13 protein-coding genes and 2 tRNA genes are annotated in these 14699 nt (G+C 36.4%); 6 read left to right on the top strand and 9 right to left on the bottom strand.

Annotation, left to right across the window (positions count from 1 at the left end):
• Positions 1 to 3: 3 nt before the first annotated feature.
• The 8 genes from AC0L3Q_RS18490 to proS form a co-directional block, all read right to left on the bottom strand.
• A complete protein-coding gene (locus AC0L3Q_RS18490; RefSeq protein ID WP_473281799.1) occupies positions 4 to 2175 on the bottom strand; it encodes a peptidase domain-containing ABC transporter in 2172 nt (723 codons plus the stop codon).
• Positions 2176 to 2180: 5 nt separating this feature from the next.
• A complete protein-coding gene (locus AC0L3Q_RS18495) occupies positions 2181 to 2699 on the bottom strand; it encodes a TlpA family protein disulfide reductase (protein WP_473281801.1) in 519 nt (172 codons plus the stop codon).
• 23 nt (positions 2700 to 2722) lie between these two features.
• Positions 2723 to 3346, bottom strand: a complete 624-nt coding sequence (locus AC0L3Q_RS18500) for a hypothetical protein (protein WP_473281803.1) — start codon at positions 3344 to 3346, stop codon at positions 2723 to 2725.
• Between the two features lie 312 nt (positions 3347 to 3658).
• Positions 3659 to 3841, bottom strand: coding sequence for a hypothetical protein (locus tag AC0L3Q_RS18505; protein ID WP_473281805.1), 183 nt, complete (start codon positions 3839 to 3841; stop codon positions 3659 to 3661).
• A gap of 544 nt (positions 3842 to 4385) precedes the next feature.
• The gene (gene rpsT, locus AC0L3Q_RS18510; protein ID WP_073317281.1) at positions 4386 to 4634 is read right to left on the bottom strand and encodes a 30S ribosomal protein S20; all 249 of its coding nucleotides are present in this window, start codon (positions 4632 to 4634) and stop codon (positions 4386 to 4388) included.
• A 39-nt stretch (positions 4635 to 4673) separates the two neighbouring features.
• Positions 4674 to 4745, bottom strand: a tRNA-Glu gene (locus AC0L3Q_RS18515).
• A 70-nt stretch (positions 4746 to 4815) separates the two neighbouring features.
• Positions 4816 to 4887 (bottom strand) — tRNA-Glu (locus tag AC0L3Q_RS18520).
• A gap of 80 nt (positions 4888 to 4967) precedes the next feature.
• Positions 4968 to 6446, bottom strand: a complete 1479-nt coding sequence (proS, locus tag AC0L3Q_RS18525) for a proline--tRNA ligase (RefSeq protein WP_473281807.1) — start codon at positions 6444 to 6446, stop codon at positions 4968 to 4970.
• A 99-nt stretch (positions 6447 to 6545) separates the two neighbouring features.
• On the opposite strand from proS, the gene AC0L3Q_RS18530 reads away from it, so the two are divergent.
• Positions 6546 to 7667: a hypothetical protein gene (locus AC0L3Q_RS18530; RefSeq protein ID WP_473281809.1), complete on the top strand. Its 1122-nt coding sequence runs from the start codon at positions 6546 to 6548 to the stop codon at positions 7665 to 7667.
• Between the two features lie 80 nt (positions 7668 to 7747).
• Positions 7748 to 9259, top strand: coding sequence for an OmpP1/FadL family transporter (locus AC0L3Q_RS18535; RefSeq protein ID WP_473281811.1), 1512 nt, complete (start codon positions 7748 to 7750; stop codon positions 9257 to 9259).
• Positions 9260 to 9319: 60 nt separating this feature from the next.
• Here the strand turns inward: AC0L3Q_RS18535 and AC0L3Q_RS18540 are convergent, their stop codons facing one another.
• Positions 9320 to 10825 (bottom strand): T9SS type B sorting domain-containing protein, encoded by a 1506-nt coding sequence (locus AC0L3Q_RS18540; protein WP_473281813.1) that lies wholly within the window; start codon positions 10823 to 10825, stop codon positions 9320 to 9322.
• A gap of 262 nt (positions 10826 to 11087) precedes the next feature.
• Between AC0L3Q_RS18540 and folE the strand changes: the two genes are divergently transcribed.
• From folE to lgt, 4 genes are all read left to right on the top strand, one after another.
• Complete coding sequence (gene folE, locus AC0L3Q_RS18545; protein WP_473281815.1) at positions 11088 to 11765, top strand: GTP cyclohydrolase I FolE; 678 nt, start codon at positions 11088 to 11090, stop codon at positions 11763 to 11765.
• Between the two features lie 25 nt (positions 11766 to 11790).
• Positions 11791 to 13287, top strand: a complete 1497-nt coding sequence (gene cysS / locus AC0L3Q_RS18550) for a cysteine--tRNA ligase (protein WP_473281817.1) — start codon at positions 11791 to 11793, stop codon at positions 13285 to 13287.
• Between the two features lie 20 nt (positions 13288 to 13307).
• Complete coding sequence (gene yidD, locus AC0L3Q_RS18555) at positions 13308 to 13559, top strand: membrane protein insertion efficiency factor YidD (RefSeq protein WP_473286964.1); 252 nt, start codon at positions 13308 to 13310, stop codon at positions 13557 to 13559.
• Positions 13560 to 13683: 124 nt separating this feature from the next.
• Positions 13684 to 14625, top strand: a complete 942-nt coding sequence (lgt, locus tag AC0L3Q_RS18560; RefSeq protein WP_473281819.1) for a prolipoprotein diacylglyceryl transferase — start codon at positions 13684 to 13686, stop codon at positions 14623 to 14625.
• The last annotated feature ends 74 nt before the right edge of the window (positions 14626 to 14699 follow it).

The following is a 14699-nucleotide window of genomic DNA, read 5'->3' on the forward strand; positions in this document are numbered from 1 at the left end:
TTCTTATTTATGATATTCATTCCAATAATCGCTGTAAAAATTAGATGTCTGTAAGAGCTCATGATGAGAACCGTGAACCTCTGTTTTTCCATTATCAATCACATAAATACGGTCCGCAATTTTAGGTAACGTATGCAAACGATGGGTAATAAAAACTATCCCAACATCTTTTTTAATACGTTTTAATAAATCAAAAGAAAAGTTTTCAGTTTTTCTATCCATTGCAGACGTATATTCGTCTAATATTAACAATTGAGGTTTTTTATACAATACTCTTGCCAGTGCAATAACTTGTTTTTGCCCTCCTGATAAGTTAATCCCTTCCTCTCCTAACATAGTTGCATATCCTTGGGGAAATTGGGAAATAAACGTATCAAAACCATAATCTTTAAAGAACTTCTCTATCTCCTTTGGATCTTTTCTATCACCTAAAATAATGTTCTCTAAAATTGAAGCATTAAACATCTGGATATTTTGTTCGACCACACCAATTTTATCTCTCCAGGAATCCAGTTTCACATTTCGCAATGCTATTTTATTATTAATCAACACTTCACCATTCTCAGGTTCATAAAAATTTTGTATAATCTGAGACAAGGTACTTTTACCACTGCCGCTCTCTCCAACAATCCCTACAAATTCCCCTTGACGTATCTGTAACGAAACATCTTTTAATAACTGACTTCTTCCTGCAAAACGAAAAGAAATACTTCTAAGATCTATTGATTGAAATTCAGCTACTTCTACATCGCCATTATTCTCTTTTTCATTAGAAACAAACTCATACATTCTATTAAAGGCTACCTTTGCTTCATTCACCGGTATAGCAACTAATGCGAGACTTGCGACCGATGGTAATAAAGATCCTGCTACGCCTAAAATAGCCATTAACTCTCCCAGCATCATGGTATCATAGTAAACCGACAACGAAGTATACATTAGTATTCCTAATAAGAAAACAACCCCAAAAACCCCAGACAGCAATGAAAGTCTAACCTTGATTTTACCCAACTCGAAAACCTGTTTTTGATAATAACCATAGATAGCTTCGCTCTGTTCTTTAAATAAGGATTGCTTATTATTATTTTTTATAGTCGCGATTCCATTCATTGTAGCAATGTAGTTACTCTGGTTATGAGCCCTACTTTGCATAACCTCCTTTTGCGATTTAATAATCTTGGAGTTAAATCGATACATTAATAAAAAATAGAATGGAAGACTTATTGTGGCTATCACCCCGACTTGCCATGAATAATAGTACAAAAATGAAATAGAAACTATTGATACGAACAAATTCACCACAAAATCATTAGTCACGGTTTGTATTACTCGTTGTATGTTCTCAGTATCATTTAACCTTGATACCAATTCTCCAATTTTACGGGTATCAAAAAATGACTTAGGCAAACTCAATAATGCTGAATAAAACCCACTGATAATTCGATTATTAAAGTCCTGTGTTTGATGTGTAAGTAAATAGTATCTTAAAGCCGAAAAAATTACTCTGATCAATAGCAGGAAAGCAACCAATACAATACCAGTTATTAATCTTTGAAAGTCTTTTGAAGGTAAAATATCGTCAATAAGCTTTTGCGAAAACATAGCCATTGCTAAACCTAATACAGAAGCTAGCAGCGCTAAAACTGAACTAACGATTAGCAATTTATTATCTTCTTTGATAAGATCAACAAACCATTTTATTTTGGATTTTTGTTCTGTTTTATGAGCTATAAATTTGTTGGTTGGCGAAAGCGTCAAACATGTTTTTGATTTCCAAATTTCTGCAAGTTCTTCTTTCGAATAATAGCAAATCCCTTTTGCTGGATCTCCAATTTTAAATTTCCCATTTTCATATCCATAACACAATACATAATGCTGCAAACGATCATCTACCAAAACATGTAATATCACTGGTTGTTTATGATCTATTAAAGCCTGTATATCTGCTTCATTTCCTTGAGCAGTAAAACCAATTGCATTCGCCGCCTGATATAACCCCAACAAAGTAGTTCCTTGTCTAGTTGTCCCACTTAATTTTCTAAGTTTTTCAAGGCCTATATTACCATTGTAGTATTGCACTACCGATTTTAAGCACGCAACTCCACAATCACTCTGATCGTGTTGTAGAACGAATGACCTCTCAGTTTTTTTATAATCCTTAGCTACCCGAAACATTTATATTATTTTATAAGATTAGAAACATAATTGATATTAAGCTGACCTTTATGCCTCTTTACGAGGTTCTTATTTTTATCATAGATCAAAATATAAGGGATGCTTGTGGCATCAAAATCTCTTGAAAATACATCTTGATCATCTTGCAAAAATGTAATGAACCGATATTCATCTAAACCATAATCGGCAGCAAACTCTTTAATCTCTGAGCGAGACTGAGAAGAAACCATTAAAATCTGGGTTTCCGAAAACATCGAAGAATTGGATGCTATAGATTTTGCCTCTTCCTGACAATATTCACAGGCACTATTAAAATAAATAAAGACAGTATTTGAGTTATTTTTTAAATCCATATGAGTAAAGGAACTTTCCTGCAGCGTCTTGAAGGAAAAATTAGGAATGGTGTTCAAGGTGTTTTGAATTCTATGTTTATCCCCTAGTTTAGAGATCACTCCGTATCCCAGAAATACCAGTAATAAGAACACTCCCAGAAGGATTACTTTTTTAAATGCTCGCTTCTTCATACTTACATTATTCATTACTAGGATTACCCGATGTTAAGCGTAAAGAACATCACAGCAACTACCCATATCAACAGGAAAGATCCATAACTACTTGCAACTACTTTCAAGCCTCTATCAGAAGTAATATTAATCTCTTTTGCTAACAAATAAGCTAACACAATCCAATATAGTAGTTCAAATAAATTAAGAACTTGAAGCGGATAAATAAACCAAGTAGACACCCCTTCATAGCCTATAATATTCAAAGCAGACAAGGGATAAAAATACTGAACATCGTCTATCGTTAAGTCATCAAGAAATGACAACCAAATTAACTTTATCAATCCCACTATCACAAAAACAAATTCAGCTTTAGTCACCAAAAAAAACAATCTTTTCAATGATGATTTAAGATTAAAAAAGAAGATCCCTAAATATAACGTACACGTAATCAGGCCAATTTTAACAAATAGAATAATTGGAATCATCAAATATGATAACCACTGCCATTTTTTGTTAAACGCCAAGATTTCATCTATCTGATTACCGGTCAATTGTTCTGACAAACTATCATATAGCAGTTCGTCAGAATTTAAGATTGTTTTATTAAGAATAGCCATAACAACAAAAGCTAGACTTAATAAAATAAACGCTCTATACTTTTTCATCACTTTATCTCAAACTAATAATTATTTATCTCCAGGACACTTAATACATCCTGGAGATATTTTGTTTAATAAAAAGCATTAACTTTCATTCCTTCTTTTCCTAACAAACAATTCCCAAAAAGCACCAACAGAAAGAAAGAAATAACAAAACAAACCAGACAACTCAACTATAACATTTTTGCTCCTATCTATACCATGAGTTAAGATTTCATATAACTCTTGTCCAGTAAAAAAAAGACCAAAGAACATAATAAATAATAAAATGATTCTTCTATTTTTTTCAAAAATGCCATAATTATCTGATTTAAATTATTACTTACAAGCATCAGCTAAGTTAATACTTCCCAGAATAAAACCAGCAGCAAAAAAACCTGCTCCAGCAGTAGTAGCTCCTAATACACCAACAGCCACAACACTTAATCCCAAAGCAATTGCAGAAGTTGCACATCCACCAGCTTCAACATTTTCCATTTTGTTTAATTCTAACGTTTTCATAAATAAAGATTTTAAAAAATTATAATTCCCCCAAGCTTTTTATATGAGTTGAGGTTTCCCATATAGGTAGTAGAATTGATATTGAGTTAGTGCACATATCAATGTTTGTATCCAACTACTTACTTCTAGGTGACCCCTACTATAAAAATGTTAATCAAGATTTTTTGATTTTTTTCAAAAAAAATCGTAAGCCAATAAATTACAGTGTTTTATTAATTAAATAATGACATAAAAAAAAGACATACTCTTATCTTTTTTTGAAAAGGAAGGTGAAATTTATTGAGTAAAATGAAAGAAATAACTCAATTGATGAAGCTCAAAATTAATACCCAAGTAGGTTTACAAAAATTTGCTCTACTCCCAAAAAAAACAATCCTGCGAGCACTACTACTAAAGCTATCTTAACAAAAACTATAGCTTGACATCTGTTTTTGATTTACTTATGATGGTAATTTACAACTACAAGTACTATTATACAAACAACAAAAAAAGCCCTTCCTTTTCAGGAAGAGCTTATATACTTTTTTACAATGCTTACTCTTAATTAAAGAGCAGCTACGTGCTTTGCAAGCTTAGACTTTAAATTAGCGGCTTTATTCTTATGAATAACGTTGTTCTTCGCTAATTTATCAAGCATAGAAACAACTGTAGGGAACAATGTCTCTGCCTCCTTCTTATCAGCCTCACGTAACTTTTTGATAGCATTACGTGTAGTTTTGTGCTGATATCTATTTCTAAGACGCTTTGTCTCGCTATTTCTAATTCTTTTTAACGCTGACTTATGATTTGCCATCTTCTTTTGCTAATTAAATTTCTTACTACTAAAAATTTGTAGCCCGTAGGGGAATCGAACCCCTCTTACCAGGATGAAAACCTGGCGTCCTAGCCGATAGACGAACGGGCCATTTTTTCTTTTTTCAAAGATTGCAAATTTACAGCTTTCACTATTAATCTGCAATTAATTTTAATCTTCGTAGCCCGTAGGGGAATCGAACCCCTCTTACCAGGATGAAAACCTGGCGTCCTAGCCGATAGACGAACGGGCCATAGTTGCTTGCCTAATTGCGGATGCAAAAATACAACTATTTTTTAATGGCGCAAGTGTTATTTTATTTTTTTCTAAAACTTAATATGCCTTTGCGAATAAAACCCTCACTTTAGACGGTTTACCGGTATACACACAAGTACCATTTTCTTCTTTAGCATCAAAAGGAATACATCGAATTGTAGCCTTTGTAAGCTCTTTTATCTTTTGTTCGGTTTCTGCGGTACCATCCCAGTGCGCAGAAATAAATCCTCCCTTATTCTCTAAAACCTCTTTAAATTCTTCAAAAGAATTAACTTCTGTAATATGCTCATCTCTATATTGAGTAGCCTTTTGATGTAAACTCTCCTGAATCTCTTTAAGCAAAGCATCTACCTTATCCACCACTTCATCTTTATTCACAAACTCTTTAGACAATGTATCTCTTCTTGCCAATTCTACAGTACCTTTCTCCAGGTCTTTAGGACCAATGGCAATTCTTAACGGCACACCCTGCAACTCATATTGTGCAAACTTAGCTCCTGGTCTATGCGTATCTCTATTATCAAATTTTACAGTGATCCCTTTTGATCTAAGGTCTGCAACCAATTCATTGGCCACTTCAGAAATTTGATCCAATTGCTCCTGCCCCTTGTATATAGGAACAATCACCACTTGTATTGGCGCCAAATTTGGAGGTAGCACAAGCCCATTATCATCACTATGCGTCATAATTAAAGCTCCCATAAGTCTGGTAGAAACACCCCATGATGTTGCCCAAACATAGTCCAACTTTCCTTCCTTAGAAGTAAACTTCACATCAAAGGCTTTTGCAAAATTTTGCCCTAAAAAGTGAGAAGTTCCAGCCTGAAGCGCTTTCCCATCCTGCATCAATGCTTCGATACAATAGGTATCCTCTGCCCCAGCAAAACGCTCACTTTCCGTTTTTCTACCTTTTACTACAGGTATCGCCATAAAACTCTCTACAAAATCCGCGTATACGTTATTCATCTGTTCGGTTTCTGCTATCGCCTCTTCTCTAGTCTCATGCGCAGTATGACCTTCTTGCCACAAAAACTCTGCTGTACGCAAAAACAAACGCGTTCTCATCTCCCATCGCACTACATTCGCCCATTGATTCACTAAAATTGGCAAATCACGATAAGATTGTATCCAGCCTTTGTAAGTATTCCAGATGATTGCTTCTGAAGTAGGTCGAACAATCAGCTCTTCCTCTAATTTGGCTTTTGGATCAACGATTAATTTTGAAGCATCATCAGGATCTGTTTTCAATCGGTAGTGAGTTACCACTGCACATTCTTTGGCAAATCCTTCTGCATTTTTCTCTTCGGCTTCAAACAAACTTTTAGGCACAAACAATGGAAAATACGCATTTTGGTGCCCTGTTTCTTTAAATTTTCTATCTAACTCAGCTTGCATTTTTTCCCAAATAGCATATCCATAGGGCTTGATTACCATACAACCTCTTACCGCTGAATTCTCGGCTAAGTCGGCCTTCACGACCAATTCGTTATACCATTTTGAATAATCTTCGCTACGCTTTGTTAAATTCTTACCCATAAACTATTATTTGGCACAAATGTTGTGACATTGTTAAATAAAATTTTGTTAGCGCAAAACTAACTAAATTTGTAATGTTCAACAATAAAATAAGAAGATATGCGACCTAAAAATTATTTTCAGAAAAATGGAGCCATTGGAGTGTTACTTTTGGCTAGCGCATTTTTGTTGACGTCTTGTGGCTCATATGAATATGTACCTTACGATGATGGGATATACGGAGAAGCCAGAAGCCAGAGAAATGTAGAAACCCCAAGAAATAACACAGCTAATCAACCCAATAATCAATCCAATTATTATTCTAGTTACTTTTCTGAAAAGTCGGCGCAAATTGACGATGTTGTCGAACAGAATGAAGTTTTTACTGATATCGACTCTTACTCGAGTGAAGGATATGATGCGGCTGACACTACAGCGACCGCACTAAATTATGAAGTAGGAAATCCTTCTTGGGGAAGTAACCCCACAGAAGTTAATGTAAATCTAATCAATACCGGATGGAATGGCTGGGGTCCTAGATGGGGTCTTGGATGGGGATGGAATGGTTTCTATGGTCCTGGTTGGGGATGGAATGGTTTCTATGACCCTTGGGGATTTGGATTTGGATACGGTGGATTTGGATTTGGCGGAGGATTTGGATTTGGGTTTGGTGGAGGATTTTGGTGCCCTCCTTATGGAGCCGGATTCTATGGACCAGGATTTTATGGTAGAGGATTCTACGGAGCTCCTTTTTACCGTGGCGGAAGATATATCGCATATAATCGCGGAAGAAGAAACGGATATATTGCGTATAACGGAAGTAGATATAATAGCAGATACAGCGCTTCAAGAAGTCGATACAGTGGTTCCAGGACTTATGCAAATCGATCACGTAGTGCAAATTATAGTCGAACTCGACAAGGATACACCAATCGCAGAAGAGTTTCTGCAGATGCATCAAGTAGATCGCGTAGCTCTAGCTACTCTAATGGATCCGGTTACGGAACACGTTCTAGATCATCCGTAAATGGAAATAGCTCAAGAACATACTCTAGCTCTGGTTCAAGAGCAAGAAGTAGCAGTTCTTCTAATAGAAGCAGATCATATACTCCTTCTTCAGGATCTTCGAGAAGCCGTGGTAGTTATTCTAGAGGAGGAAGTTCAAGAAGTAGTGGTTACCGAGGAGGAGGTAGCAGATCTTCTTCGAGAAGTAGTGGTAGCAGAAGTAGAGGAAGAGGATAAAAAACACCTTGATCTTTATCAATTCTATTTGTAGAATGTCATCATAACACAGACATTCTGTAAATCTAAATTTGTACAAAATGAAAAAACTATTTTTGTTCATAGGTGTCCTATCTATGTCTTTTCTGAACGCTCAGGATATTACAGATGCACTGCGATACTCTCAGCAAAATGTATTGGGTACAGCTCGATTTAGAGGAATGAGTGGAGCCTTTGGAGCCTTGGGAGGAGATTTGTCATCTATTCAGATTAACCCGGCAGGATCGGCAGTTTTCTTAAATTCCTATGGATCAATAACACTTGGATCTACAAGAACTATAAATGAGGCTCGCTATTTTGATGGATTTGCCAGCGAAAGTGACACTAATATCAATTTTAATCAATTGGGAACCGTATTGGTATACGACAACAGTCACTCCTCTTCCAATATCAAACGCTTTTCTCTTGGTCTTGCTTATGAGCAAACGGCAGATAATGCGGATGAATTTGTAAGCTTTGGTCGCAGTACAAATTCTATCGACAGTTTTTTTCTTGCAGAAGCTCAAGGATTACCATTGGATTTAATAACACGTAGAACTGGCGAATCTGTAAATGATCTGTATGCCTTTCTTGGAGAAACCGAAGGTTTTGGCGTACAACAGGCCTTTTTGGGACATGAAGCCTTCGTTATCGATGCTGTGGATCCTAGTGATCCAGATAATACAGCTTATGTTTCCAATATTGCATCGGGTGTTTTTGATCAAGAATACATTGTAGAAAGCACAGGTCTTAACGGTAAATTCACCATCAACGGAGGAGCGCAAATTAATGACGATTTGTATGTAGGAGTTAACTTGAATACCCATTTTATAAATTACGATAGAGTCACAGAATTTTTTGAAGGAAACAACAATGCAGGTAGCAATATAAATGAGGTGATTTTCACAAATAGATTATCCACCAATGGGGCAGGTTTTTCTGCTCAATTTGGAGCTATTGCAAAGGTATCTGATATATTACGTCTGGGTGCTTCATACGAATCCCCTACTTGGTATTATATTGAAGAGGAAACTGTTCAACGTTTGGAAACTTTTAGTGATACGGATGGAACCGCTGTGGTAAACCCCAACATCATTAATCTTTTTCCAGAGTACAAACTAAGAACTCCCGAAACCTATACCGGTAGTGCCGCCTTAATTTTTGGCAAGCAAGGGTTAATTAGTCTGGATTACTCGTACAAGGATTATACTTCAATAGAATTAAGTTCTGATAACGGTGCAAACTTTGCCGGAGTGAATAGCGATATTGACACTGCATTACAAGATGTTGCCATTATTCGCTTAGGAACTGAATGGAGAAATGGAAACTGGAGTATCAGAGCAGGATACAGCTACGAAGAAAGTCCGTACAAAAATGATCGCATCCTAAGTGATAAAAACGGATATTCTGTTGGCTTCGGTTACAATTTTGGCCAGTTCAAATTTGATTTCGCTTATGATTATACCGATCAACAAAGACAAGAACAATTTTTTCCAGGATCAGGATTTACTAATTTTGCAGTGGTAGATACCTTTAAAGACAATTACACATTTACTCTTGGAATGAATTTTTAAGAGATCGAAATAAATGATATAAACAAAAAGAGCTTCCTATTTGGAAGCTCTTTTTGTGTTTTATCGTATCAGGGAAAAACTTCCTGCAAATACTCTTCTTCGCATGTTTGGATCTCGTGGTTCATTGAACTCTACTCTAAACCAATATTCGGAGGATGGCATGATTCTCCCGTTATAGGTTCCATCCCAACCCAGACCTCCTGGTCGTAATTGTTTTAATAGCTTTCCGTAGCGATCAAAAATGTAAATCCGCGCATTAGGCTGATCTTCTATATTAATGATATGCCAAGTATCATGAAAACTATCTCCGTTAGGCGTAAAATATTTAGGATACCCCAAAATCATAATAATATCCGACTCTCTCTCGGTAGCAGGACAATTTGCATATCGCGCCAAAATGCGATAATCCCCTGGAGGAACATCCTCAAACACTGGAGAAGACTGATACTCGCGATACTCACGGAATCCCTGACCTATATCCCGATCTAATCGGTACTCAAAATCAGTAAACCCTAATGCTTGTATATCTATAGGAGCTGTAGTAACCTCTGCCGTTATCGTATAACTCCCGGCAAAAGATTCTTCAGCAATATTCCCTGTTACCGTAATTTCTTTGGTAGATACATCCACTACTGATAAATCATCACGTCCAACCTCGGTTGTTCCCGCTGTATCAGAATACCCAATTAATTGATAGGCTCCTTCAGCAGTAACACTTAGCACTGGAGTATCTGTTAATCCGCCCACATTAGTAAATGCTGTAGACCCTAAGGGCGCAGACTGCCACTGATATACAATTGCTCCAGGAAAACGTCCTTCAATAGAAATAGGGAACTCCCCGCAGGTAGCAATATCAGGACCTACTCCTGGTTCTAGTATTGTACAATCCGTAGTACCAGCATTATCTTCATCAAGATTGGTTTGTTGTAATTGAATTACACCAGCCTCATCAGAAAAATTAGTGATCAAAATGAAATAATATTCTCCTGTTTGTGCATTTGGAATAGTAAAGGTCTCAGTAAAGATCCCTTCCTCGGGGTTTCTGGCAAAACTACAATCTACAATATTGGTATTATCTAACCCCAATGGGCCTGTAGTATAAAAATCCGGATCGTCTACATTGTTAACGCACTCTGCAGGTCTTGGCGTATCATCACCAGCTGTATCACATCCTCGGGCCAGGTCATCTTCACAATTGATAAAAGAAGTATTAAACGGTCCCCAAGCTATAAAATCCACATCTAATTGCTGTTCTCCACGGTCTAATCGACTGTTATCATTACCATCGACCCATTGTTGAATATCAAAAATCAACTCTCCTGCTTCATCGATCCTAAGAAAATACCAGGAAGAATTACGTGTACTATCCAAACAACCTAATCCCTGAAAGCTAATATCTTCTCCAGTTATATTAGGAAAAGTCAGCTCTTGAGCGGCATCAGAACAAAACGGTTGAGCAAATCGACACGCTACATCAAAATCCACTTGGGCAACTCCAGAAAAAGGAGTTACTCCAATAAAAAAGAGGATCAACGCAATTTGAGGTAAAGATATTTTTTTTGCCATTGTCATATAACGTTAGAAACTACAATTTTCTTGTGTTTCGGTTAAATTTGGGATTTAAATATACAGAACTTCTACAATAAAACTACAATACGTAATTGTTTAACATTGCTTTTACTAAGTAAATCAACAAAATCGTATCTTTGCAAACTATGTTATGAAAGTATCCTAAACGGAAACCACACTGCTGTAAAAATTTATGTGCAAATATATGTTTTGAGGTGTGATTCTTACTAGGATTTTATGAATATTAAATATTTGAAGTGTGAAAATTGACAAGGCCCTTGAAGCTATTGAAGCGCTAGGTGATAATCATGTAGCTACTAGCGCTACCACCCCTCTTAGAGAAGACGCCTTTAAACTTAGTGATAAAGAAAAAATTGCTCTGATTAAAGAAGATGTAAAACATATTATGGAAACCTTAGGTTTAGATCTTACCGACGACAGCCTTCAAGGTACTCCACAACGCGTTGCAAAAATGTTTGTAAATGAAATTTTTGCCGGGTTACACCCGCAAAGAAAACCCGATGCCTCTACGTTTCAGAACCATTACAAATATGGCGAGATGTTGGTAGAAAAGAACATTACGGTATATTCTACTTGCGAACACCATTTATTACCTATTGTTGGTCGTGCACATGTTGCCTACATCTCCAATGGTACTGTAGTAGGACTATCCAAAATGAATCGTATTGTAGATTACTATGCCAAAAGACCTCAAGTACAAGAGCGTTTAACGATGCAAATTGTTCAAGATCTACAAGTGGTATTAGGAACTGAAGATGTAGCTTGTGTGATAGATGCAAAACATTTGTGCGTAAACTCCAGAGGAATACGTGACATTGAAAGTAGCACGGTTACCAGTGAATTTGGTGGAAAGTTTAAAGATCCTGCTACAAAAAGAGAATTTTTAGATTACATCCAACTAGACACAACATTCTAATATTAATTTCGGCACCTAACAAATTATGGCGACAGCTCCTTTGTACAAAACTCAAGAATTAAAAATTTACAACTCCTTAACAAGTCAAAAAGAAACCTTCACTCCTATTACCGAAGGGAATATTGGCATGTATGTATGTGGTCCAACAGTATACAGCAACGTACACCTTGGGAATTGTAGAACTTTTATTTCTTTTGATCTTGTTTTTAGATATTTAAGACATCTTGACTACAAAGTGCGGTATGTACGCAATATTACAGATGCTGGACATTTGGAAAATGATGCTGAAGAAGGAGAAGACAAAGTAGCTAAAAAAGCTCGTCTTGAGCAATTGGAACCTATGGAAATCGTGCAACGATACACCTTGGATTTCCATAATGTTATGGCAAAATTTAACACCGTTCCTCCTAGTATTGAACCTACGGCCACGGGGCATATTGTAGAGCAAATAGAAATTATCAAAACGATTATTGACAATGGTTTTGCTTATGAATCTAATGGTTCTGTATACTTTGATGTACAAAAGTTCAATGAAACTAGTCAATACGGTAAGCTAAGTGGCCGTAACCTTGAGGACATGATTACCAACACCAGAGAATTGGCAGCACAAACAGACAAAAAGAACCCTCAGGATTTTGCGCTTTGGAAAAAAGCAGAACCTCAGCATATTATGAGATGGCCAGCACCTTGGAGCGATGGTTTCCCGGGATGGCATTTGGAGTGTACTGTAATGAGCACCAAATACCTAGGCGAGCAATTTGATATTCATGGAGGTGGAATGGATCTGAAATTTCCTCATCACGAATGTGAAATCGCTCAAGGAGAGGCCGCCTGTGGACAGACACCGGTTAATTACTGGATGCACGCTAATATGCTTACCTTAAATGGTAAAAAAATGTCGAAATCGACAGGAAATACGATATCACCTGCAGAATTGTTTACAGGAGAGAATAGCGTGCTCAACAAAGCTTTTGACCCTTCTATCGTGCGCTTTTTTATGATGCAAGCTCACTATAGAAGCATCTTAGATTTTTCGAATGACGCATTAGAGGCCTCCGAAAAAGGATTTCATAGACTTATGGATGCTTTACAAACACTATCTATTCTAGAAGCAACTCAAGCAACTCAAGGTTTTGATGTTACTGCCTGGAGAAATGAGTGTTATGAGGCTATGAATGATGATTTCAATAGTCCAATACTTATTGCTAAACTATTTGATGCTGTAAAATTTATCAATACGCTTAAAGAACAAAAGGCAAGCATATCTGCAGAGGACCTGGCACTTTTGAGTCAAACCATGCGTGATTTTGTTTTTGATGTTCTTGGTCTGGTAAATGCAAACGAGGTATCATCTGATGCTACCGACAAGCTTTCTGGAGCAGTAGAACTACTGATTAAACTAAGAGCAGAAGCTAGAGCTAACAAGGATTTTGCAACTAGTGACAAAATTAGGGATGAGTTAGCAGAAATGGGAATTCAACTTAAGGATAGTCGAGAAGGAACTACATTCACCTTGAATTAAATGTTTTGAAGACAAAGGAAATCATAAAAAAGGTACTCATATTTCCTTTTGTGGTATTGGTGAAATTGTATCAAAATTTGATCTCACCATTAACTCCTGCTACCTGCAGATACCACCCCACATGCTCTCATTATACTATTGAAGCGCTGCAGAAACACGGATTATTCAAAGGAAGTGTACTGGCTATAAAACGAATTTTCAGTTGCCACCCATGGGGAGGAAGCGGGTATGACCCTGTTCCAGAGGTAAAGAAAAAATCAAATACAAAATAAATAGCTAAATCTGTTGTTTGCACTATGAACTTATCTTCATTATCTATTCATTATTTCCATAAAAATCCGCTAAGTAGTTTCTGATAGAAATACCTATATTTACTCACGAAAAATAAATCCACCCATGATATTATCAAAAATTGTCTGGAATCCCGTAGAAGGCATCGACCTTGGTTTTTTTGTCATTCGTTTTTATAGTCTGATGTTTGTTGTAGCCTTTTCGCTGGGTTGGTATTTGATGAAGAAAATTTACATCAGAGAAAACATCTCTATGGAAAAACTGGATTCTATCTTCATTTATGCCGTGGTGGCCACATTAATTGGAGCAAGATTAGGTCATGTATTTTTCTACGATTGGGATTACTATAGAAATCATTTGCTAGAAATCATATTACCTTTTAGATTCTCTCCAAAATTTGAATTTATTGGTTTTCAAGGCTTGGCTAGCCATGGAGCTGCCATTGGTATCATTACCGCCATGTATTACTACTCTAAAAAAGTAGTACAAAAACATATTCTTTGGGTATTGGATAGAATCGTTATTCCTGTAGCATTTGGAGGAATTTTTGTGAGATTAGGTAATTTCTTCAATTCTGAAATTATTGGAAAAGAATCAGGTGACTCTCCTTTTGGTGTAAAATTTATCCGGGATGGAATTAGCAAGTTTGAGGTTGTAAAAGAAACAGGTATCAAAGATGTTAATAAAGCCTATGCTGCTATAGTGGATAATCCAAAATTTTCGGCGCTTTTGGACAGCGTACCTTACAGACATCCAGCTCAATTATACGAAGCCTTTGGTTATGTTTTTGTAGCCATCATCCTTTGGTTGATCTATTGGAAAACAGACAAACGCAACTACAGAGGGTTTATCTTTGGGGTATTCCTAATACTTCTATGGACTGTACGATTTGTAGTAGAATACGTAAAAAAGAGCCAAGGAGGTTTCGAAGAAGCTTTAGGTAAAACACTATCTACCGGTCAATGGCTTAGTATTCCTTTTATTGTCGCAGGAATTTATTTTGTTATTGTTTCATTCAAGAAGAAAGAGGAAGCAACTCAAAATTAAATAACAGATAAATTCTGAATAAATATTAATAGTTAACTTCAAAATCTCACACTAAAAGAGACTTCTATTCGTTA

The organism is Aquimarina sp. KJ22-3, from assembly GCF_055808215.1.